The 20199-nt window shown below is 63.2% G+C and carries 16 protein-coding genes; 3 read left to right on the forward strand and 13 right to left on the reverse strand.

Features of this window, described 5'->3' with window-relative positions; genetic code table 11:
- Positions 1–156 precede the first annotated feature (156 nt).
- The 5 genes from C8K14_RS10170 to C8K14_RS10190 form a co-directional block, all read right to left on the reverse strand.
- Entirely contained in the window at positions 157–369 is a 213-nt protein-coding gene (locus C8K14_RS10170) for a hypothetical protein (RefSeq protein WP_107716579.1), read from the reverse strand.
- Positions 370–456: 87 nt separating this feature from the next.
- The gene (locus C8K14_RS10175; RefSeq protein ID WP_107716580.1) at positions 457–1071 is read right to left on the reverse strand and encodes a hypothetical protein; all 615 of its coding nucleotides are present in this window, start codon (positions 1069–1071) and stop codon (positions 457–459) included.
- Positions 1072–1218: 147 nt separating this feature from the next.
- Positions 1219–4812, reverse strand: coding sequence for an aminopeptidase (locus tag C8K14_RS10180; RefSeq protein ID WP_107716581.1), 3594 nt, complete (start codon positions 4810–4812; stop codon positions 1219–1221).
- Positions 4813–4832: 20 nt separating this feature from the next.
- Entirely contained in the window at positions 4833–5729 is an 897-nt protein-coding gene (locus tag C8K14_RS10185; protein ID WP_054130379.1) for an ABC transporter ATP-binding protein, read from the reverse strand.
- A gap of 93 nt (positions 5730–5822) precedes the next feature.
- Positions 5823–6761 carry a LysR substrate-binding domain-containing protein gene (locus C8K14_RS10190; protein ID WP_233251015.1) on the reverse strand — a complete coding sequence of 313 codons (939 nt, stop codon included), beginning with the start codon at positions 6759–6761 and terminating at the stop codon, positions 5823–5825.
- Positions 6762–6855: 94 nt separating this feature from the next.
- On the opposite strand from C8K14_RS10190, the gene C8K14_RS10195 reads away from it, so the two are divergent.
- Positions 6856–7587, forward strand: a complete 732-nt coding sequence (locus C8K14_RS10195; RefSeq protein ID WP_233251016.1) for an SDR family NAD(P)-dependent oxidoreductase — start codon at positions 6856–6858, stop codon at positions 7585–7587.
- A gap of 66 nt (positions 7588–7653) precedes the next feature.
- On the opposite strand, the gene C8K14_RS10200 is transcribed toward C8K14_RS10195, so the two are convergent.
- Together C8K14_RS10200 and C8K14_RS10205 are read right to left on the reverse strand one after the other, a co-directional pair.
- Entirely contained in the window at positions 7654–8496 is an 843-nt protein-coding gene (locus C8K14_RS10200; protein ID WP_107716583.1) for a sigma-70 family RNA polymerase sigma factor, read from the reverse strand.
- Positions 8493–8945, reverse strand: coding sequence for a carboxymuconolactone decarboxylase family protein (locus C8K14_RS10205; RefSeq protein WP_028658206.1), 453 nt, complete (start codon positions 8943–8945; stop codon positions 8493–8495). Before C8K14_RS10205 ends, C8K14_RS10200 begins: the two co-directional genes overlap by 4 nt.
- Before the next feature lie 342 nt (positions 8946–9287).
- Here C8K14_RS10205 and C8K14_RS10210 point away from each other — a divergent pair, with 342 nt between their 5' ends.
- The gene (locus tag C8K14_RS10210) at positions 9288–11627 is read left to right on the forward strand and encodes a transketolase (protein ID WP_107716690.1); all 2340 of its coding nucleotides are present in this window, start codon (positions 9288–9290) and stop codon (positions 11625–11627) included.
- 34 nt (positions 11628–11661) lie between these two features.
- Here C8K14_RS10210 and C8K14_RS10215 read toward each other — a convergent pair whose 3' ends face one another.
- The 3 genes from C8K14_RS10215 to C8K14_RS10225 form a co-directional block, all read right to left on the reverse strand.
- The gene (locus C8K14_RS10215; RefSeq protein ID WP_051146429.1) at positions 11662–12123 is read right to left on the reverse strand and encodes an Lrp/AsnC family transcriptional regulator; all 462 of its coding nucleotides are present in this window, start codon (positions 12121–12123) and stop codon (positions 11662–11664) included.
- A gap of 240 nt (positions 12124–12363) precedes the next feature.
- Positions 12364–13440, reverse strand: a complete 1077-nt coding sequence (locus C8K14_RS10220; RefSeq protein ID WP_107716584.1) for a fumarylacetoacetate hydrolase family protein — start codon at positions 13438–13440, stop codon at positions 12364–12366.
- Between the two features lie 38 nt (positions 13441–13478).
- On the reverse strand, positions 13479–14300 hold the full coding sequence (locus C8K14_RS10225; protein ID WP_022677576.1) for a VOC family protein: 822 nt from the start codon (positions 14298–14300) through the stop codon (positions 13479–13481).
- 263 nt (positions 14301–14563) lie between these two features.
- Between C8K14_RS10225 and C8K14_RS10230 the strand changes: the two genes are divergently transcribed.
- Positions 14564–15469 carry a LysR family transcriptional regulator gene (locus tag C8K14_RS10230; RefSeq protein WP_022677575.1) on the forward strand — a complete coding sequence of 302 codons (906 nt, stop codon included), beginning with the start codon at positions 14564–14566 and terminating at the stop codon, positions 15467–15469.
- Between the two features lie 52 nt (positions 15470–15521).
- Here the strand turns inward: C8K14_RS10230 and C8K14_RS10235 are convergent, their stop codons facing one another.
- The 3 genes from C8K14_RS10235 to C8K14_RS10245 all read right to left on the reverse strand — a co-directional run bounded on the left by C8K14_RS10235 (position 15522) and on the right by C8K14_RS10245 (position 20148).
- Entirely contained in the window at positions 15522–17918 is a 2397-nt protein-coding gene (locus C8K14_RS10235) for a TonB-dependent receptor (protein ID WP_107716585.1), read from the reverse strand.
- A 128-nt stretch (positions 17919–18046) separates the two neighbouring features.
- Entirely contained in the window at positions 18047–19129 is a 1083-nt protein-coding gene (locus tag C8K14_RS10240; RefSeq protein WP_166643341.1) for an amidohydrolase family protein, read from the reverse strand.
- Positions 19126–20148 (reverse strand): aromatic ring-hydroxylating dioxygenase subunit alpha, encoded by a 1023-nt coding sequence (locus C8K14_RS10245; RefSeq protein WP_233251017.1) that lies wholly within the window; start codon positions 20146–20148, stop codon positions 19126–19128. Before C8K14_RS10245 ends, C8K14_RS10240 begins: the two co-directional genes overlap by 4 nt.
- Between the last annotated feature and the right edge of the window lie 51 nt (positions 20149–20199).

Raw genomic sequence — 20199 nt, forward strand, 5'->3', positions numbered from 1 at the left:
TCATGGTCCTTTTACCGGCGGCAGGCGCGCGCGGTCGCCCGGACAAAGCAGCAAACGGCTTCGCCCGGCAACAGACGCCAAAAATGAAACGGGTACGTTCAATTAAAGCAAAACCCCCGCTCTGATGCCGGAACGGGGGCTTGCATGGGTATCACATTAAACGGCGGGAGCGCGGCGAGCCTGGCGCTTGGCCATGTAGCGCTTGGCCAGCAGACCACCGGCTGTTGCCGCCACAAAGCCTACAGGGCCCAGGCGGCGCAGCACGGTAGCAGCAGCCACGCCAAGCAATGCGCCGCTGCCTTCGCTCATCCCGGCGGTGCGCTCTGCAATCTTCTTGCCGACGACGGCGGAAACGATCTTGCCAATCACGGGGCGCCCTTTCGATCTGGGGAAATTCAAGGGCTTTAACGCCTGCGTGCGGCCATCGTTCCACGCCGTGCGCCGGTTGGCAGCAGATCAGACCTTCTGGCCGACACCGGGCGCGGGAACGGCCGGTGCCTCAGCCTTGGCGGGGATTGCCTGGCTATTGGGCTTGACCGTGCTGCAACTGTCGGACGCCGCCTGGGTTACGCGCGGGGCCGCCTGCGCGCCGCCTTCAGAGCTGTACGATACCGTGCGGGTGCAGCCCGAAGCGTCGGTCGTGCTCGACACATAGGTCATGTGCACACCCTTGGGCAGGTTGGTCATGCCCGCGACCGTCATGCCCGGCATGCCGTCTGCCGGCGCGGCAGTGCCCTGGGCCATGGCAGCGCGCTGCATCAGCGCGGCTTGCTGCATCATCGCGGCGGCCTGCTGATCGAGCATCGCCGAAACCAGCGCCATGTGGGCAAAGGGATCAGCCGCCATCAAGGCCTGCTCGTCGGCCGCCGGATCAACGCCAGCGTCCATCGCGGCCGCCGGCTGGATCGCAATGCGCGGCGCGACAGCGCCGTGGTACTGTACCTGCGCCACCGTGCCATCGGGCAGGTTCACCAGCATCGTGTGCAGATCATTGGTTGCAGCCTGGGCCGCGCAGGCGCCGGCTACGCTCAACGCTGCCGCACCGATCACAAACTTAGGAAATCCTGGCATGGATATCGCTCCTTGTGCTTGTTTGCGCGGGAAATCTCCGCAATCGGGCTGAACGCGCGATGAAGCAGCAAAGGCGATGCGACGGGCCGTGAAGCAGTGGCGCCCCACGCCACGCCAGCAAGCGCGGCATGGGGCGACAGGGGATCATCAGCCGCCCGTGACGGCGATGACATTGTCATCGCTCTTGCGGTCGATGAACGTGTTGTAGGGATCAACCCCGGCATAGGCCGGCTTGCGGCGGCTGGTCAGCACGATCGTGCTGGTGCCGTCGTGCAGGCGGTGGCGCTCCATGGTGATGACATCGGCCTTGCCAAAGGCGCCCTCGCCCGGCTGCGCGGTGAACAGGCCAATATCGACATCCTGATCGAGCGGCACAGGGGTGCTGGCGCCCTTGCCATCGTCGCGCACCATGCTGGCGGTGAGCGTCAGCGTGGTCTGCCAGGTGCCATCGCCGCGGCGCTGGGTTTTCGCGCTGTCCGCCTTGAAATCCCACACCGTGATGGTTTCCAGAAGATCACGCACCAGCGCATGTTCCTGCGGCGTCCGCGCCAGCGCGTGGAAGCCGCGCACCAGATCCATCGAGGTGGAATAAGGCGGCCCCTGGAAGCGATAGCGCGCCAATATCTGGCGCAGCATGGCATTGACCCGCGCTTCGCCCAGGCGGTCCTGCAGCAGATAGAGCGCGACCGCGCCCTTGCGATAGTGGATATAGGGCTGGTCTTCGACGCGGGCCAGCGGCACTTCCTCCACCGCTTCCCGTCCGCGCGAGGAAAGGTAGCGATCGAGTTCATAGCGCAGGAAGCGGCGGATCTTGTCCGGCCCGTAAAGCTGCTTCATCACCATCAGCGCCGAATATTGCGCCAGCGTTTCGACCATCATCGTGCCGCCCTGCATTTCCGCGCTGATTTCCTGGTGTGCCCAGTACTGGTGCGACAACTCGTGCGCGGCGACATAGGTGGCGTAGTCGATCTTGTCGGGATCGCTGAAATCACCCAGGAACCCGATCGATTCCGAAAACGGCATCGTGCCGGCAAAGGCCTGGGCAAAGCTGGCATAGCCGGGGAATTCAACAATGCGGGCATAATCGAACTGATAAGGCCCGAAATTGCTGCGATAATAGCCCAGCGCCACGCGCGCGGCGCGCTGCAGGCGGGCGACGTTGTAGGCATGCTGGGGATCGTAATAGATCGAGACCTGCACGCCATCGGCATCGCGGGTGTCGATCGCATAGCGGGCCGACTGGATCGACCAGAAGTTGAGGATGGGCACACGCGAGACAAAGCGCGCGGTGCGCTGCCCGCCCGCCACCGCGTCGGCCACCTTATCGCCCGGCGCCAGCGGCACCTGGTCGGCGGCGGTGGTGACGGTGATGTCGCTCGTCACCCAGCTGGCGTTGGCGATATAGTTGAACCGCCGCGCGCCCTGGTCTTCCAGCTTGGGCATGCGGTGCTCTGCCGGCAGCCCGTGTTCGCGGCGCTTGACCGGATCGCTCAACATGGCGGCGCGCTGGATGCCGATCGTGGGCGCGATCTCGCTGGAATCGAGGAACGTGCCATTGGCCAGCAGGCGGGTATCGTCGCCCAGCGGGTTGATACCCTGCTGCCAGCGCCGCACGCGGAAATGCAGCCGCGTGGTGGCGCCCGGCGCCAGCGGGTGATCGAACGTGAAGAAGCGCACCTGGCGCCGATCATCGTCATGGCTCACCCGCGCGCCATCGATCGTCAGCGCCAGGACATCGCGATCGTGCTGCGGCAGCATCAGGTGCACGGTGGACAGCGGCGCGCCGGTGCTGTTGACCAGGTCATAGGTGCCCTCTGCATCCATCCGCGGCGTGGCCGGATCGATGCGGACCTTGAGCGCGATATGCGTGACGCTCGGCTCGGGCGCATATTCATAGCGGGCATAGAGCTTTTCGAGGGTGGCCGCGTCGATCTCTTGCTGCGCGCCATTCTCGTAATGGTTGCGCACGTCCATCTGATAATAGAGCCAGGCGCCGGTTGCCGCCATGCCGGCCAGCGCGGCCAGGATCAGGCCGCCGGCCGGGCTGCGCAGCCGGCGCAGCGCCTGGCGGCTGCGCGCACCGACGCCATCGTTGGCGCCACGCGGCCACAGCAGATGCGCCGCCGCCATCAGCGCCACCAGCAGCAGCCCCGAATAGAGCCGCAGCCACCAGTTGGTGGCCCAGCCCACCCGCGCGCCGTTGATGTCGGTCAGCGGATTGGGCACGCTCGAGGCATATTGGTAGAGCGGGTGGTCCCAATGCATCGCCGAGGCGACGATGCCGAACACGAACCACACCAGCAGCAAGCCCCAACCGACATACTTGCTGGGCGAAACCACCTGAAGGAACACGGCCAGGCCGGCCAGCAACACCATGTCGGCCGTGGTCGGCACCAAGTACCACCACAGATATTGCCCCAGCGCGATCGCGGTAAAGCCATTGGCCAGTTGCACGCCAATGCCCACCAGCGTGCCCAGCGCCACGGTGATGAACAGCACCAGCACCAGCGCCAGCACCTTGGGTAGCAACAAGGCCCAGCTGGGCAAGGCGCTGGCATCGATGATCGCGCTGATCCGCCGCTCACGATCGCGCCAGACCAGTTCGCCGGCATAGAACCCGGCGATCACGATCGGCCCCAGCGTGAACGCGCTGCGCAGCGCCATGATCTGCAGGAACGTGGCAGGATAGCTCTTGCTGCCATACATGCTGTCGCTGAAGCTCAAGGCCGCCAGCGCGTTGATCGCGCCCACGGCCACCAGCACCAGGAACGCCGGGCTGCGCAGGATCATCCGCGCCTCGAACGTGATGCGCGCGATCAGGCGCGGCCATTGCGCGCGGGCCTGGTCAGGATCGGGCAGCCGGCTTACCCGGCTGGGCGCAGCAGAAGCCAGCTTGCGCGCGCGCCGTGCCTCACGCCGCAACTGGCGCTTGCTCGCCGCCGGGGTGGCGAAGCTGAAACGCCACCATGCCAGGGCCAGCGCTGCAACGGTGACGGCCAGCCAAATGGCGCGGTTTTCCAGCATGAGCGCGGAAAACGGAAAAGGCTGCGCGTTGATTTCCGCCAGCGTCCAATAGCGGGTTTCGAGCGCGATGCCGACAACGCCGAACGGATCGGTGAGCGCCGCCAGCGTGCGCAGATCGGGATGGCTGGCGAGGATGCCGCGCGTTACGCCCCAGATCAGCAGGCTGGCCACCACCGCCACATAGGTTGCCATCATCGAGCGGGTGAGCGTGGCCACGGCAAAGAAAAACGCCGCACTCCACAACAGCGTGGGCATCGCCACCAGCACGAAGGGGCGCAGATAGGTGCCGAGCCGGTTGGGCCCGATCGTTTCGGGATCGAGCCAGGGCATCAGCGACCCGACGAAGCTGCCCAGCGGCACCGCGGCAAAGACCAGCAGCGAGACGAGATAGGCCCCGGCAAAGCGGCCGAACAGGTAATCGCCCTTGCGCACCGAGGTTGCCCGCACCAGCGGGCCAAAGCCGCTGTCATCATCGCGCACGATCACGTTGGCGACGAATGCCGTGGTGGAAAACAGCGCAAAGATGGTCATCACACCCTGGGTCATCGCCAGGGACAGCGTGCCGTTTTGCCAGGCATTGTCGGGCGTGCCGCCGATCGAGATCTGGCTCGAGGCCATGGCGCCAAACGAGAGGAGGAAGAACAGCGCGAACACCACCCAGAATACCGGGCTGCGCAACTGATAGCGGATTTCGAACGCGGCGATGCGGCCAAGCATGTCTGTGCCCCCTTGCCCGCTCAGGCGACGACGGCCGCCGGCGCGGATGCGCGCGCGGCAAGCAGCGTCGAGAAATAGACATCCTCAAGCCCGCCGGGAACGGCGGTGAAGCCCTCTCCTGGCGCCGTGTCGGCAATCACGTGCACCACGGTGCGGCCACCACGCAGGCGGGTGGAGATGACGCGGTGCGCCGCGCTGATCGCGGGCAGATCGGCGCGGTCGATCGCGCGCTCCCACACTTGGCCAGCCAGGGCGCCGATCAGGGCGGTGGGCGCGCCTTCCAGCAGGATCTGCCCCTGCCCCAGGATCGCCATGCGCGGGCACAGGTCGGTCACGTCGTCCACGATGTGGGTCGACAGGATCACCACCACGTTCTCGCCGATTTCGGCCAGCAGATTGAGGAAGCGGTTGCGCTCTTCGGGATCGAGCCCGGCGGTGGGTTCGTCGACGATGACCAGGCGGGGATTGCCGATCAGGGCCTGGGCAATGCCAAAGCGCTGCCGCATCCCGCCCGAATAACCGGCCACCGCCTTGCGCCGCACATCCCACAGGTTGACCTGGGCGAGCAGCGTCTCGACCGTGTCGCGCCGCTCGCCCCGCCCGGCGATACCCTTGAGCACGGCCATGTGATCGAGCAGGTCATAGGCACTGACGCGGGGATAGACGCCGAAATCCTGCGGCAGATAGCCAAGCTGGCCACGGATCGCCTGGGGATCGCCGACCACGTCGATGCCGTCGAACATGATCCGCCCGCTGGTGGGGATCTGCAGCGTGGCGATGGTGCGCATCAGGGTGGACTTGCCCGCGCCATTGGGCCCGAGCAGCCCGAACATGCCCTTGGGAATGGTCAGGCTGACGGCATCGAGCGCGCGCGTGCCATTGCCATAGACGTGGGAAACCCCCTGAAGTTCAAGCATGATCTGATGTGCCCTGCTGCCGTGATCGAACCGCGGCAGGCTAGGCAGGGCACCGCCACTTGGCAAACCCCGCTCGACGAACGCCTTGGTCGATCATTTGGGAAAGGTCGCCGCGAGGTGATCGATCAACGCGCGCACCGCCGGCGGCAGCCCCCGCCTGGTGGTGAAGACCAGGTGCACGATGCCGATCTGCGCGCGCCACTGCGGCAGGACATGCACCAGTTGCCCCTGGCGCAGCGCCTCTGAACATACGTGATCGGGCAGCAGCGCCACGCCCAGGTTGTGGATCGCCGCGGCGCGCACGGCGGTAAAGTCGCTGCAGTTCATGCGTGGCTCGTGCCGCAGGCGGTGGGTTGCGCCATCAATGTGCTCCAGCTGCCATTCCACCTCGCCAATTTCGTCAGAAGTGCCCAGTGTCGGCATCGTGGCCAGCCCGGCTGGATCCGCGCCGATGCTTTCTGCCAGCTGTCGGCCGGCCACGAGGATGCGCGCCGAGGTGCCCAACGAACGCATCGTCAGCGCCGCATCGCTGGTCAAGGCCACGCGGACGCGCAAGGCAAGGTCGATACGTTCTTCGATCAGGTCAACGGCGCGGTCGCTGGCGATCACCTGCAGGCGCACGCGGGGATAGCGGGCGAGAAATCCGGGCAGAATATCCGACAGGATCTCGACCAGGCCGGTCGGGCAACTGAAGCGCACGCGGCCATGCGGTTCGGCCTGCGCCTCGGCCACCAGGGCGACGGCCTGCTGCGCCTCTGTCATCATGGCACGGCAGCGTTCGTAAAATGCCTGGCCGACGTCGGTCACGCGAAAGCGGCGGCTCGATCGCTCGATCAGCCTTACGCCCAGCCGCGCTTCGAGAGCAGCGACACGGCGGCTCAACTTTGACTTGGGTTCGCGCAGGGCACGGCCCGCCGCGGCAAAGCCGCCATGCGCCACCACCTCGGCAAAGTAGGCATAGTCGTTGAGGTCTTCGCGCGTCAGCGTTCCTTTGATGCAACGATACGTATCAATTTTGCTGACTACAGCCAATATCGTTGCACACTTACGTGCTTTTTCACCGGCGCAGCACAGCGCCGCTCCAATCAACAGGAGATGAAAGATCGCACAGGATTTCAACAACAAGGTGGTGGTGGTCACTGGCGGCACATCGGGTATCGGATTGGCCACGGCGCAGGCGTTCGCAGCAGCTGGCGCAGCGGTGTTCATCACCGGACGCCGCCAGGAAGCGCTGGATGCGGCAGTCAAGGCAATCGGCGGGCGGGTTACCGGCGTGCGCGGCGATATGTCCCAACTTACCGATATCGATCGCCTTTACGATGCCGTGCAACAGCAGCACGCCCAGATCGACGCGCTCTTCGCCAATGCTGGCGGGGGCAGCTTCGCCCCGCTCGGCGCAATCAGCGAGGAACATTATCAGCAGACCTTCGACACCAATGTGAAGGGCGTGCTGTTTACCGTACAAAAAGCGCTACCCTTGCTGCGTGATGGCGCTTCGGTCGTTCTTACCAGTTCGACCGCAGCGATCACCGGCACCGCAGCGTTCAGTGTCTATTCCGCGACCAAGGCGGCGGTGCGCAGTTTCGCGCGAAACTGGATGCTCGACCTGAAGGACCGCAAGATCCGCGTCAACGCCATCAGCCCGGGGCCGGTCGAAACGACAGGACTGGTCGAACTGGCAGGACCAGACGCGGCATCGCAGCAGGGCCTGCTCGATTTCATGGCAGGACAAGTTCCGCTCGGCCGGGTTGGCCAACCCGATGAAATCGCCAAGGCTGTCTTGTTCCTCGCTTCGGACCAGGCAAGCTTCATCAACGGCATCGAACTGTTCGTCGATGGCGGCATGGCCCAGATCTGAACCACAAGTGCGGGGCGCGCTGCAATTGGCGGTGCACCCCGCGCGGCTTAGGCAAGGGGCAAAGGCTCAATGCACGCGCGTCAGCTTGTCGGGATTGCGGATGACGTAGATGGCCTGGATGTGCCGGCCCTCCACCAACAGGGCCGTGGTCTGTAGCAAGCCATCGGGCTCTCTCGTAATAAAACCCGGCAGGCCGTTGATAGTGGTGAACCGCACCAGTTCGGAAGGGGCGCGGCGCAGCCGTATCAGCGCCGCCTGGGCGCGCAGATATTCGCTGGCGCCTTGCAGGATACGCGCCACTGCGGGGCGCTTGCCGCCGCCATCTGCATGGAACTGCACGTCCTGGGCCAGCAACATGCTCAGTTGCGCCATGTCTCCCTTCTGCGATGCCTCGAAAAAGGCAGCGGCGATGGCCTTGCCCTGCTGGTGATCGATCGGGAACCTTGGCCGGGCATCGCGCACATGCCCCCGCGCGCGGCTGGCAAGCTGGCGGCAGGCGGGCACATCGCGATCCAGCACCAGCGCGATATCCTCGAACCGCTCTCCAAACACGTCATGCAGCAGGAAGGCTGCCCGCTCGAGCGGGGAAAGCCGCTCGAGCGCCAACAGCAGCGGCAGGGTCACATCGTCATCGAGCGCGTCATCCACGGCCGGTTCGGGCAGCCACGGCCCGACATAGATTTCGCGCTGGACCCGCGCCGATTTGAGGTGATCGAGGCACAGGCGCGTAACGATGCGGCGCAGAAACGCAGCCGGCACTGCCACCTCTGCATGGTCCACCGCCTGCCAGCGCACATAGGCATCCTGCACCACGTCTTCGGCATCGGCAATCGTGCCCAGCATGCGATAGGCAACACGCAGCAAGGTGGATCGCTGCGCGTCAAAGATCTCGCCCGCCGTCTGGCTCATTTCCAACCCAGTTCCGGAGCATAGAAATTGAAGCCGACCGCCAGGCGGTTCCATCCGTTGATCACATCGATCGCCAGCGTCAGTTGCACTTGCTCGGCCGGGGTGAACTGCGCAGCCAAAGCGGCATGGACGGCATCGGGCGCGCGGCTGGTCGCGATCTGCGTCATGTGTTCGGTCCAATCCAGCGCCGCGCGTTCGCGATCGGTGTAGCACGGCGCATCACGCCATGCAGCCACCAGATGGATGCGCTGCTCGGTTTCGCCAGCCTTGCGCGCATCAGACGTGTGAATATTCAGGCAGTTGGCACAGCCATTGATCTGCGAGGCGCGGATTTTCACCAGTTCGAGCAGTGGCTTTTCCAGGCCGCATTCCGCCACTTTCTGCGAATAGGCAAACCAGGCTTTGAAAATGTCGGGCGCGGCGGTGTAGAGATTGAGGCGCGGGGTCATGGTCAGCATCCTTTCGATAGGGATGCCATCATGACGAACCCGCTCCACGCTTTGTGACATGGGCACTGGATTTTACTGCTCCACCTGCAAACACGCGAAGGCTGGCGGTCTTCGTGCGGGACGGACCAGGTGCTGCTTCCGAGCGGAATCGCCATACCCTGAAACTCGCTCGCGATAGCGAAGCATTCCGATGGCATCGGCGAAATTCTGGCAATATTTCCTATCAGTCACAATGCATATTGGCAGAACCTGCCATTTCAGACGATTTAAGGGCAATCCTTTCGCAAGGACATGCCCCGCCATGCAGCGCTAGAACCCGTCGCTCCACATCAGGACACGCTCATGGACACGACGATTTCCCCTTCCCGGCAGGACACGATCAGCGCGCTGGAGCATCTCGACACGCGCCTGTTGTGGCTTTCGTCGTGGATGATCCACAATGCCAACCATCTGCGCCCCAAGCGCGATGGCCTGAAAGTGGGTGGCCATCAGGCCAGTTGTTCGTCGATCACCGCGATCATGGCGGCGCTCTATTTCCATGCGCTGCGTCCGCAGGATAAAGTGGCGGTAAAGCCGCACGCCGGGCCGGTGCTGCACGCCATTCACTATCTGCTGGGCAACCAGACGCGCGAGCGGATGGAGCGGTTTCGCGGCCTGGGCGGCGTGCAGAGCTATCCCAGCCGCACCAAGGACAAGATTCCGGTCGATTTCTCCACCGGCTCGGTCGGCCTGGGCGTGGCAGTGACGGCCTTCAGCAGCCTGGTGCAGGATTATCTCATCGCGCATGGGCAACTGCGCGAGGAAGACGCCGGGCGCATGATCGCACTGATGGGCGATGCTGAACTCGATGAAGGCAATATCTACGAATGCCTGATCGAGGGCTACAAGCACGACCTGCGCAATTGCTGGTGGATCGTGGACTACAATCGCCAGTCGCTTGACGCCACCACGGCCGATCGCATGTTCCGCCGCTTCGACGATATCTTCGAAACCTGCGGCTGGCGCGTCATCACGCTCAAGTATGGCAAGATGCAACTGGCCGCCTTCGCGCGGCCGGGCGGCAAGGCGCTGGAAGAGTGGATCGACAGCTGCCCCAATGCCGAATTCGCGGCGCTGACCTATCAGGGCGGCACGGCCTGGCGCGAGCGGCTGCTGGCCGACATTGGCCACAAGCCCAACGTGAAGACGCTGCTCGACAGCTATGACGATGTCGAGCTGGCGCGGCTGATGACCAACCTGGGCGGCCATTGTGTCGAAACCCTGATGGATGCCTTCGACGCCGCGCAGGACGATCGCCCCACGCTGTTCATCGCCTATACGGTCAAGGGCCACGGGCTGCCGCTCGCCGGCCACAAGGACAACCATTCGGGGATGATGAACCCGGCGCAGATGGAGCAATTCCGCCTGAGCCTGGGCATTGCCGAGGGCAACGAGTGGGAGCCGTGGGGCGCACTCGGCGACAATGTCGTCACCGATCTCAAGGCCTTCGTGGCCAATTCGCCAATCGCCCGGACCAAGGCGGAACCGGTTGCGCCTGCCGTTCCCGTTCCGGCAATCCCCGCGCCCGAGGGCGCCGACCAATCGACGCAGGCCGCGTTCGGGCGCATCCTGCTCGAATTGGCGAAATCGGGCGAGGAACTGGCCGATCGCATCGTAACCACGGCCCCCGATGTCACCCAGACGACCAACCTCGGCGCCTTCGTCAACCAGCGTGGGCTGTTCCGGCGGCAGGAACTGGCGGACGTGTTCCACAAGGCCAAAATCCCTTCGGCGCAGAAGTGGGCGCAGCATGCTGCTGGCCAGCACATCGAGCTGGGCATTGCCGAAAACAACTTCTTCCTCATGCTCGCATCGCTGGGCCTGGCCGCGCCGCATTTCGGCACGCGCCTGCTGCCGGTTGGCACCGTCTATGATCCATTCATTGCGCGCGGCCTCGATGCGCTCAACTATGGTTGCTATTCAGATTCGCGCTTCCTGCTGGTGGGAACGCCATCGGGCCTGACGCTGGCCGCAGAGGGCGGCGCGCACCAATCGATCAACACCCCGCTGATCGGTATGGGGCAGCCCAACCTCACCTATTTCGAGCCGGCCTATGCCGATGAACTGGCCGCGATGATGGCGTTCGCGTTCGATCACATGCAGCAGGTCGATGGCGGCTCGGTCTATCTGCGCCTGACCACGCGCGCGATTGCGCAGATCGCGCGCACAGATGACACCTGGCGGGAAGACGCCTTGAAGGGCGGCTACTGGCTGCGCCGCCCCGCCGAAGGCGCGGATGCGGCGATCGTGTTTACCGGCGTGGTGGCCACCGAAGCGCTCGCGGCCTGGGAACAGCTGGTCGATGATATCCCGGGCCTGTGCCTGCTCAACGTGACTTCGCCCGACCTGTTGCATCGCGGCTGGTCGGAACGCCACGCGACACGCTGGACCACCGGATCGCCAGCGCCCTGCCATGCCGAAACCCTGCTGGCGCCGCTTGCGCCGGGCGCCGGCCTGGTGACGCTGATCGACGGGTCACCCGGCGCGCTGTCGTGGCTTGGCGGCGTGAAGGGCATGCGCGTCAGCCCGCTCGGCACCGACCGTTTTGGCCAGACCGGCGATCTGCCCGATCTTTACCGCGAATACCGGCTGGACAGCGAAGCCGTCATCGATGCCGCGGCAGAACTGTTCCTGGGGCAATGACGTGGCAAGCGAGGATGCCGTTTGGGTCCATTGCCTAGATTGGCAGCGCGGTCTTGTAGACCACCGGCCGCAGCGCAAAGCTGGTGGTGACCTGCGAGACCCCCTCGATGCGCGTCAGCTTCTGCCGCAGGAAATCCTCGAAGGCACCCAGTGAATCGAACAAGGCGCGCAACTGGTAATCGCAATCGCCTGACATCAGGTAGCATTCCATGACTTCGGGAAAAGAGGCCACCGCCGCTTCGAACTGGGCCAGATGGCGATCGTCCTGCCGGTCCAGCCGCACGCGAATGAAAGCGGTGACCGGCAGGCCAACCGAGATCGGATCGACCAGCGCGACATAGCGGAAGATAACGCCGTCGCTTTCCAGGGCGCGCAGCCGGCGCAGGCACGGAGAGGGCGAGAGGCCAACCTGTTCGGAAAGATCCTGGTTGGTCATCCGCCCGTCGCTTTGCAGGGCGTTCAGAATACGGCGATCGATCTGGTCCATGATTGTCATTCCATGCTCAGCCCATGATTGAGCATGGATGTTCCAAAAATAGACCTGAACGGCAAGATGCTGCCGCATTTTTGAGATTTCGGGCTATTACCTGGAAGGCCCGCTCCCCCTTTCCGGCCGCGCGTCCTGATGATCGCGACCGGTTCGGGGATGGACTGCGGGCTGGCCAGGCGAGCCGCCTTGCGACCCGCACTGCACGAAAGCCAGCCACGCAATCCAGGGTGGCACCGGCGCCCGGTATCACCAGGCCGTGATGAAGGGCCCGTAGGTTGGCGTGCGGTCGCCCACCTCTTCGGCGACGATGTGGTTGGTCTGGCGGCCCAGGTAGGTGATCTCGCTTTCCATCACATCGCCGGGCTTGAGCCAGGCATTGCCCCACATCGCGCCGTTCCCCGGCGGCGAACCGGTGATGAGCAGATCGCCCGGCACCAGACGAATGCGTTCCGAGGCATAGGACAGGATCTGTTCCGGCTGGAAAATCATGTCGGAAATCGGCCAATCCTGCCGGATTTCGCCATTCACCTTCAGGCGGATCTGCACCTTCGAGCGATCGACGAACTCCTTGGGTACAGCAAAGGGGCCGAACGGCTTGAAGTTGGGCTGATGCTTGCTGACCCAATCGTACATGAAGCGCACATCGACGCGGCGGAATTCGTCCACCGTGCCCAGGTCGTTGACCATGACATAGGCAGCGATCAGTTCGTGGGCGTCTTCCGGGCGGACATAGCGGCCAGTCTTGCCGACGATCGCGCCGAACTCCAGTTCCCAGTCGGGATTTTCGCCGATCAGCGGCAGCGGCACGTCGTCATTCGGGCCGCACAGCGAGGAATGCAGGCCGGTCCAGAAGAACGGCATGCCTTCGCGGCTGCGGCGATCGATTTCGGCCAGATTTCGCTGGAAGAACTGCTCGTCGCTTTCGCCTTCGCCACGCTTGTCCTGGTTGAACTTGTTGAAGGTCATCATCTCGGCCACGTGCTGGCGATAGTTTGATCCGCCACACAGCATGTTGGGATGGGCCAGAACGGGCAGGATGGTCAGCGCGCGATAATCGTGCGCCTTGCGTTCCTGCTTGGCCGCAACATCGTTGGCCAGGTTGGAAGCGCGCGCCCAATCCTCGAACACGGCATGGGTATCGGCATATTCGCCGGCAAGGCTGAACACGCCGCCGCCCGGCACGACGACACCGGGAAACGCGGCGCCATCACCATCACGGAACGTGCCAATTCCGAAAGAACCGGAAACGAGGCCGGTAACATCATCGATGCCCTCGGGCTGGGGTGCGGCGGGCAGCGGCTTCAAGAAGGAATGATCAGACATGGATTTCTCGCTAACGTTTCGTTTGAATATTTTGGGGATCAGGCAAAATAACGGTCGGGCGGGTCCGAGCGCCACACGTCCATCTCGACATCGTGAATATTGTGAATTCGCGTGCCGTCAGACTTCTTCAACCGATCGGTGTCGCTGAACGTCTCGAAGCGGTTGCGGTCAGGGTCGCGCCACACGTCGAACACATGGCTGCCGTGGGGGTGGCGCCCCACGCCCCAGACCAGTTCGTACCCCTGGGTTTCGAGGTAGCGGTGCGCCATGAACTGCGCCTCGAAGTCTTGTGCTTCGAAGCTGATATGATGGCAGTCGACCCGCCCATCCATGCTCTGCATCAGGGCAACGCTGTGGTGATCCACCAGGTCTTCACCATGGTCGAGGCGCAGGAACCCGACGATCTGGACATGGGGCTGGCCCGGAACGTGATAGACATCGCTGGGGATCAGCCCGAGCACGTCCTTGTACCAGGCCTGGGTAGCCAGGTAGCTCGGCACGAACAGGCCAATATGACCCAGACGAAACAGCTTGGCCGGGGCCAGCGGGCGCTTGGGCTCGAAACGCCCGGCGCGCGGATAGCCCAAGGGCGAGTTCATCTGCCACTCGGGATAGGACTGCAGCGCGGGCTTGCTGGCAATTCCGTGGACCAGTTCCACCCGAAAGCCATTGGGGTCAAACAGCGACACGGACCGACCGCCACCGGGCAGGTCCATCTCGACCACATCGCTGGCGCCATGATCGGCAATGGCCTGGGCAAGATCGGCCTCGTCGGCAACCTCGAACGCAAGTCCGATGAACTTGGGTTCATCAGATTGATAGGCGACATAAGAATAGGAATCGCCGCCCTGCGTGGCCATGACAAGTCTTTGGCCAGCTTTTTCTACCGTCAGCAGGCCAAAGTCGTTTGCAAACCGCTCTGTCGCGTCAAGATCACTGACATGAAACGTAACATGGTGCAGCTTTCGCAGCATCATTAGGGTTCTCCCTGGATTTTCTTCTGACGCTCGCGGCGTGCTATAGACGTGACGAAATTTACCAGGGCATCTTCGTCGATCGGGAAATTACCGTCCAATCGAATATCGCGGTTGTCAGCTATAGGTTGCGCTGATAGGTTTCGCGGATGCGATTTGATGGTCTCGATCTCAACCTGCTCGTGGCGTTTGAAGCCTTGTCAGAGGAAAGGAACGTCTCGGCGGCAGCCCGGCGCCTGAATTTGACCCAGCCTGCGGTGACCGGGGCACTCAACCGCCTAAGGGACTATTTCCAGGATGATCTCCTGGTGCTCCACGGGCGCAAGATGCACCCCACGCCCAAGGCAGAGGCGCTTGCCGGCCCGGTGAAACGGGCGTTGCTGCAAATTCGCGGCGAAATTACCAGGGCAGGTAACTTTGATCCTGCGACATCAAACCGCCATTTCCTGCTCGTGGCCTCGGACTATGCCTATGCGATCAGCCTGGCCGATATCATCGCCCATGCCTCGCACATTGCGCCCCTGGTGACTTTTGAAGTCATTCCGCCCAGCGGCATCGCAACCGAACGGCTCGAGCGTGCAGAGGTCGATCTCGTGATCACCGTGCAGCCCTATGCCAACTCGCGCTATCCAACCCGCGAGTTGTGGCGAGACACCGACGTGATCATCAGTTGGCGCGACGCAAATTATGGCACAATCAGTGAAGAGGTGTTCTTTGCCGCGGGCCATGCGGTTGCCACTTTTGGCCCCGACCGGCGCCCTTCCGTCACCGATCAGCATATCGCGAAAATGGCGCATGATCGCCGCGTCGAAGTGCTGCTGCCCAGCTTTGGCGATCTATGCCGCGGCATCGTGGGAACGCGCCGGCTGGCCACCATGCACCGGCGCTATGCCGAGCATTTCGCCAAGCTCTATCCCATTGCCATTCATGAGACCTGGACACCGTTTCCCGACGTGATCCAGATCGCGCAATGGCACAAGGTGCGCGACAGCGATCCGGGCGTGCAATGGATGCTGGAAATGCTCGAGAACGGCTGCTCGGAAAAAACGCAATGATGGGGGAAGCGCGATGCTCCCCCCACCCTTGCGCCATGACGGCAGCAAATTTCTAGAAGCTGTAGGACACGCGCCCACCATAGGTGCGCGGCGGGCGCAGCGTGGTGGCGTAAAAGGCCGTGCCAGGCGTTGGATATGATTGCGATTTCAGGGTCTTGTCGAAGATATTGTTGACGTAGACGCCAAACGTCAGCCCATGGATATTGGGGCTGAAGCTGACCTGGGCATCGGCCAGCCAATACGCCGCCTGCTGTTCGACCGGGGCGAACTCCATGCCGGTCATCGTCGCGGTCTGGTAATGCGCTTTGGCGTTCAGCGTGAATTCGCCGACCGAGACGGGAACGCGCTGGTCGACACCCAGGTTAAGCGTCCATTTTGGGGCATTGACCGGCCGCATGCCGCTGCAGTTGATGATGTAGGAATTGTTGGCAAATCCGGCCGTCGGGCAGGATGTGCCGTTGAAGACTCCGCCGTTGCTGTTCGGGCTCTGATACGTGAACTGGTCGTATTTCGCGTCGAGGTATTGCGCGTCAACATGCAGCGTGGTGAACGCGGTCGCGGCGAATTGCCCCTCGACTTCAAAGCCCTGGAACGTGGCCCGCCCGACGTTTTCGGTCACGAAAGTGGGCACGGTGCCGATCGTCAGCAGATGGCTGATCTGCTGGTCTTTGTATTTCCAGCGGAACACTTCCAGGTTGAGCTGAATCCGGTTGTTCCAGAAACGGTTCTTCGATCCGAACGTCAGCGCGCCCAGCGTCTCGGGTGCGAACTGCCCCCCGGCGCCGTTCGGGCTGTAGAAAAAGCCGCCGGCCTTGAACCCGGTTTCGTACGAGACATACAGCAGGTTGTGCGGCGTCAGATCCCAGTCAGCGCCGACCCGCCAGGTGAATTTGCTGAACGATTTGTTCTCGCTGTTGGAAAAGACCGTGGCGGCCTGGATGACGTTGGGGTTGCCGACAACATCGGGCAGGCCACCATAAGGGGCAGCACCCAGTGCTGGCACCACGACCGAGGGGAATGCGCCCAGCGCCGGCGCCGTGGGCCCATAGGGCAGCGAAGGCGCCGTCGGGCACGAGGCGGCGGTGCAAATGCGGGTCAGCGATATGCGCGAGCCGCTGAAATCCTTGTCTTCCCAGGTTTGTCGCCCGCCCACGGTCAGGCGCAGCGCAGGCGTGACCGCATACGTCAGCCGGCCGAACAGCGCCTTGCTGGTGGTGTTGAGCAAGGTGTGCTTGTCATACTGAGCGTTCCAGTTGGACGCGTAATCGCCATAGGGGCTGTCGGTGTGATCATGGTAGTAAAACGCCCCGAACAGCGCCCGAAGCGGCAGGGCATCGGACGTGGCAAAGCGTGCTTCGACGCTCGTCTGCGCGTTGCGCTCCACCGAATAGACCTGGAAGCCGGGCACGAAGCTGTTGAAGTTGAGATGCCCCTCTCGATAGGAAGGAACAATCGTCAGCGTGCCCAGATCGCTTTGCCATTCCGCCGTCGCTGACACGCCGACGAAGTGGTTGCGCAGGAAAGGCTGGAAATTCGCGGCGAAAGCCTGGAACGGCCGCCCGAGCGTGCCGGCCCACTGGCTGGTGTAAAACGCATGGCCTTGCGGTGAATAGATGCCGATGCGGCTGTCGGGCGAGATCATCGTGGCGGCAGGGGTTCCCTGCGGCGCCAACAGCGGGGTCATGCCAACGCCGCGCCCGCCCTGGTCGAAATAGTCTGCCACCACGCCGATATGCAGATTGCTGGTCGGCTCGAACCGCAAGGAACCACGCACGCCGACGTCGTCCTGATCGTCAGTGCCGTCGTTCATGTAGCCATCGTGCTTGACGCGCACGACGGCAAAGCGTGCGGCAGCCTTGTCACCCAGCGGGATATTCAGTGCGGCATCGAGCCGCACGGCCGAATAATTGCCCACATCGACCGCGCCAAATCCGCTCCAGACGCCCAGTTCAGGCTTCTTGGGCAAAACGTTGATCGCGCCACCGGTGGCGTTGCGGCCATAGAGCGTGCCTTGCGGCCCCTTGACCACCTCGATCCGGTCAAGGTCATAGAAAAAGCCGGTCGTGGCAGATGGGCGCCCGATGTAGACACCAGCGAAATTGAACGCGATGGCGGAATCGGAAAACGCGTTTCCGTTGAAATTACCAACCCCGCGCAAGTAAAACAGGTTATAAGGTCCGGCCGCAGGGGCAACCTGCAGAGACGGCACCACGCTGGTCAGCCCGGTTGGCTGGGTGATCCCAGACGCGCGCAGTGCATCCCCCGTCACTGCCGACACCGCGATGGCCGCTTTCTGCAGGTTTTCGTTGCGCCGCTGGGCGGTCACAATGATCTCTTCGACGCTGGGCGCAGCAGTTTGTGCGCCATCGCTGCGCACTTCGTCAGCCAGTGCCGCGCTTGGAAGTGCAAGCGCAAGGCAACTAGCCGCGATGAGATATCCCGACTTCATCTTCTCCCCTCCGATGTTACTGCCCTTTTGTGCAAGGGCGGATTATTTCATCTGGAATTTCACGTCAGCAGAACGCCGTCCAATCAATAATTAGCCGGTTTAATATCACTGAAATTTATTGAACTGTGCTAGGTGTGATGGGCGCAGCCGTGGGGGCACGCCGACAAGCCGAGCAGGTCTGCTGCATTCAGCCCGAGCAAGCGCGCCTTGATGTCGTCCGGCAAATGGTCGTGAAAACCCAGCGGGTCCGGCTCGCCCATATCGAACGGATAATCGGTGCCCAGGCACAGGCGACTGGCGCCATGGGTGCGCACCAGGCTGTCGAGCTGGTCGCGATCGAACACCAGGGTGTCTAGCCAGACGTTGCGCAGATAGGACGATGGCTCTCGCGAAATGAACTGGCGGCAGTCTTCCCTGGCGCGGAAGGCGTGATCCATGCGCCCCCAATAGGCAGGAAGATACCCACCACCATGCGCGACGCACAGCTTCAGGCCGGCATGCGCTTCCAGTACGCCGCCAAAGATCAAGTGGCTTAACGCTATCGTCGATTCCAGGGGATTGCCGATGATGTTGTCGAAGTAATGCTCGGCCAGCCGGGAACCGTGGGTAAAGCCCAGCGGATGCAGGAACACCAGCACGTCCAGTTCCTCGGCCGCGGCAAAGAACGGCCGGAATTCTGGGTCAGCCAGTTCCTTGCCCGCCACGTTGGAGCCGATTTCCACGCCGCGCAGGCCCAGTTCGGCCACGCAGCGCCGCAATTCCTCCACCGCCATGCCAACGTTCTGCAGCGGTACCGTGCCCATGCCGACCAGCCGGTCGGGATGCTTGGCCGCCGCGTCCGCCATGCCGTCGTTGATCAGCCGCGCGGCCTCGCGGCCGACTTCCGGCGGTACGGCATAGTAATATTGCCCTGGCGATGGACTGATCGCCTGCACGTCGACGCCCAGACGATCCATGTCCTCCAGGCGCTCGTCGATCCCGTTGAGCTTGCGCCCGATCGCGCCAAACAGCTTTGCATTGGTTGCCTTCGACGCGTCCGACATGAAGGCGAACGGGTTGGGCAGATCGGGAACCTCGCGGCGCACAAGCGCTTCGGCCGACGCCACGTTCAAATGGCAATGCAGATCGACCACGAGATGCCGGCCGCGCTGCGCTACAGGAATAGGGGCACGTTCCGGCCCACACGCCGTCAAGGTTGTGCCGTTGCTCATGCTTCGGCCTCCATCATGAGGGCGATCTGGCGGCGCACTTTCACCGCCGGGGCATCGGACTTGGCCAGCAATTCCTGCTGCACCCGCGCGGCGGCATCGACATGCGGTTCGATCGCTTCCACCGCATCGATATCCTGTTGCCGGATCTTTTTGTCAGACTCCAACTGGAACGCGTCCAGCGCCGGATCGTCGAGCCGGAAATTGCGGTTGGCGAAGCCGAAATAGTGCGTGCTGTTCGCCGTTTCCGGGGTGATCCCGTGCAAGATGTGCAAATGCCCAAGCGCCGCCGGCACCTCTTCGTGCCCCGGAATTCGGGTGAACAGGGGCATGTTCGTGCGGATGAACTCGGGCCCATAGAAATCGGTGATCGATTCCCAGTCGGCCAGGCCCTCATAGCGATTTTCCGCGCCCCAGAGCAGATCGTGGAAGCCGCCCCACGGCAGCTTGCCGGTTCGGATCAGGCGATAGCTTTCCTCCCGCTGCTCCTCGCGCATGGGCATGGACTTCATCGCCTCGCCACCGGCGACGTGGTAATGCAGGTAGGGAAGATGTGTCAGATCCATCAGGTTATCGATGATCAGCTGCGCGCGCGCCTTCACGATGAAATGGTTCTGCGAGCTGTAGCGCCACCCCGGCTCACCAAGGCCGAAATCTGCGTAGGGCGGGATCAGCGACGGATCGCACGCGGCGGCGTCGCCCATCCAGATCCAGCACAGCGGGCCGCGCTCCTCGATGCGGTAGGTCGGTTGGCAAAAGCCGGCGCCGGTGCCCTGCGAGGGGATGGCGCTGCACTTGCCGTCCGCCTCGAACACGAAGCCATGATAACCGCACACCAGTGCATCGCCTTCGACCTTGCCTTTCGCCAGAGGGAAATAGCGATGCGGGCATAGGCCATACATAGCCACTACCTTGCCCTGCATGGTGCGATAAAGAGCGAGCGGTATATCCAGGATCGTGCGCGCGAGCGGCTGGCGGCTCACCTCGTCCGAGAACGCGGCGATATACCAGCGATTCTTCACAAAAGGCCGATCACTTCCAAACGGATACATCCTCGATCGCTCCCATCAGCA

The organism is Novosphingobium sp. GV079 (genome assembly GCF_003058045.1).
GTDB classification, from domain to species: Bacteria; Pseudomonadota; Alphaproteobacteria; order Sphingomonadales; family Sphingomonadaceae; genus Novosphingobium; species Novosphingobium capsulatum.

Bases quoted from the DNA above. Each gene is read 5' to 3' on its own strand.
- C8K14_RS10215 (WP_051146429.1), bottom strand. From the start codon at position 12,123: ATGACAATCATGGACCAGATCGATCGCCGTATTCTGAACGCCCTGCAA.
- C8K14_RS10180 (WP_107716581.1), bottom strand. From the start codon at position 4,812: ATGCTTGGCCGCATCGCCGCGTTCGAAATCCGCTATCAGTTGCGCAGC.
- C8K14_RS10235 (WP_107716585.1), bottom strand. From the start codon at position 17,918: ATGAAGTCGGGATATCTCATCGCGGCTAGTTGCCTTGCGCTTGCACTT.
- C8K14_RS10185 (WP_054130379.1), bottom strand. From the start codon at position 5,729: ATGCTTGAACTTCAGGGGGTTTCCCACGTCTATGGCAATGGCACGCGC.
- C8K14_RS10200 (WP_107716583.1), bottom strand. From the start codon at position 8,496: ATGAGCCAGACGGCGGGCGAGATCTTTGACGCGCAGCGATCCACCTTG.
- C8K14_RS10240 (WP_166643341.1), bottom strand. From the start codon at position 19,129: ATGAGCAACGGCACAACCTTGACGGCGTGTGGGCCGGAACGTGCCCCT.
- C8K14_RS10210 (WP_107716690.1), top strand. From the start codon at position 9,288: ATGGACACGACGATTTCCCCTTCCCGGCAGGACACGATCAGCGCGCTG.
- C8K14_RS10230 (WP_022677575.1), top strand. From the start codon at position 14,564: ATGCGATTTGATGGTCTCGATCTCAACCTGCTCGTGGCGTTTGAAGCC.
- C8K14_RS10205 (WP_028658206.1), bottom strand. From the start codon at position 8,945: ATGACCCCGCGCCTCAATCTCTACACCGCCGCGCCCGACATTTTCAAA.
- C8K14_RS10220 (WP_107716584.1), bottom strand. From the start codon at position 13,440: ATGTCTGATCATTCCTTCTTGAAGCCGCTGCCCGCCGCACCCCAGCCC.
- C8K14_RS10175 (WP_107716580.1), bottom strand. From the start codon at position 1,071: ATGCCAGGATTTCCTAAGTTTGTGATCGGTGCGGCAGCGTTGAGCGTA.
- C8K14_RS10225 (WP_022677576.1), bottom strand. From the start codon at position 14,300: ATGGCCACGCAGGGCGGCGATTCCTATTCTTATGTCGCCTATCAATCT.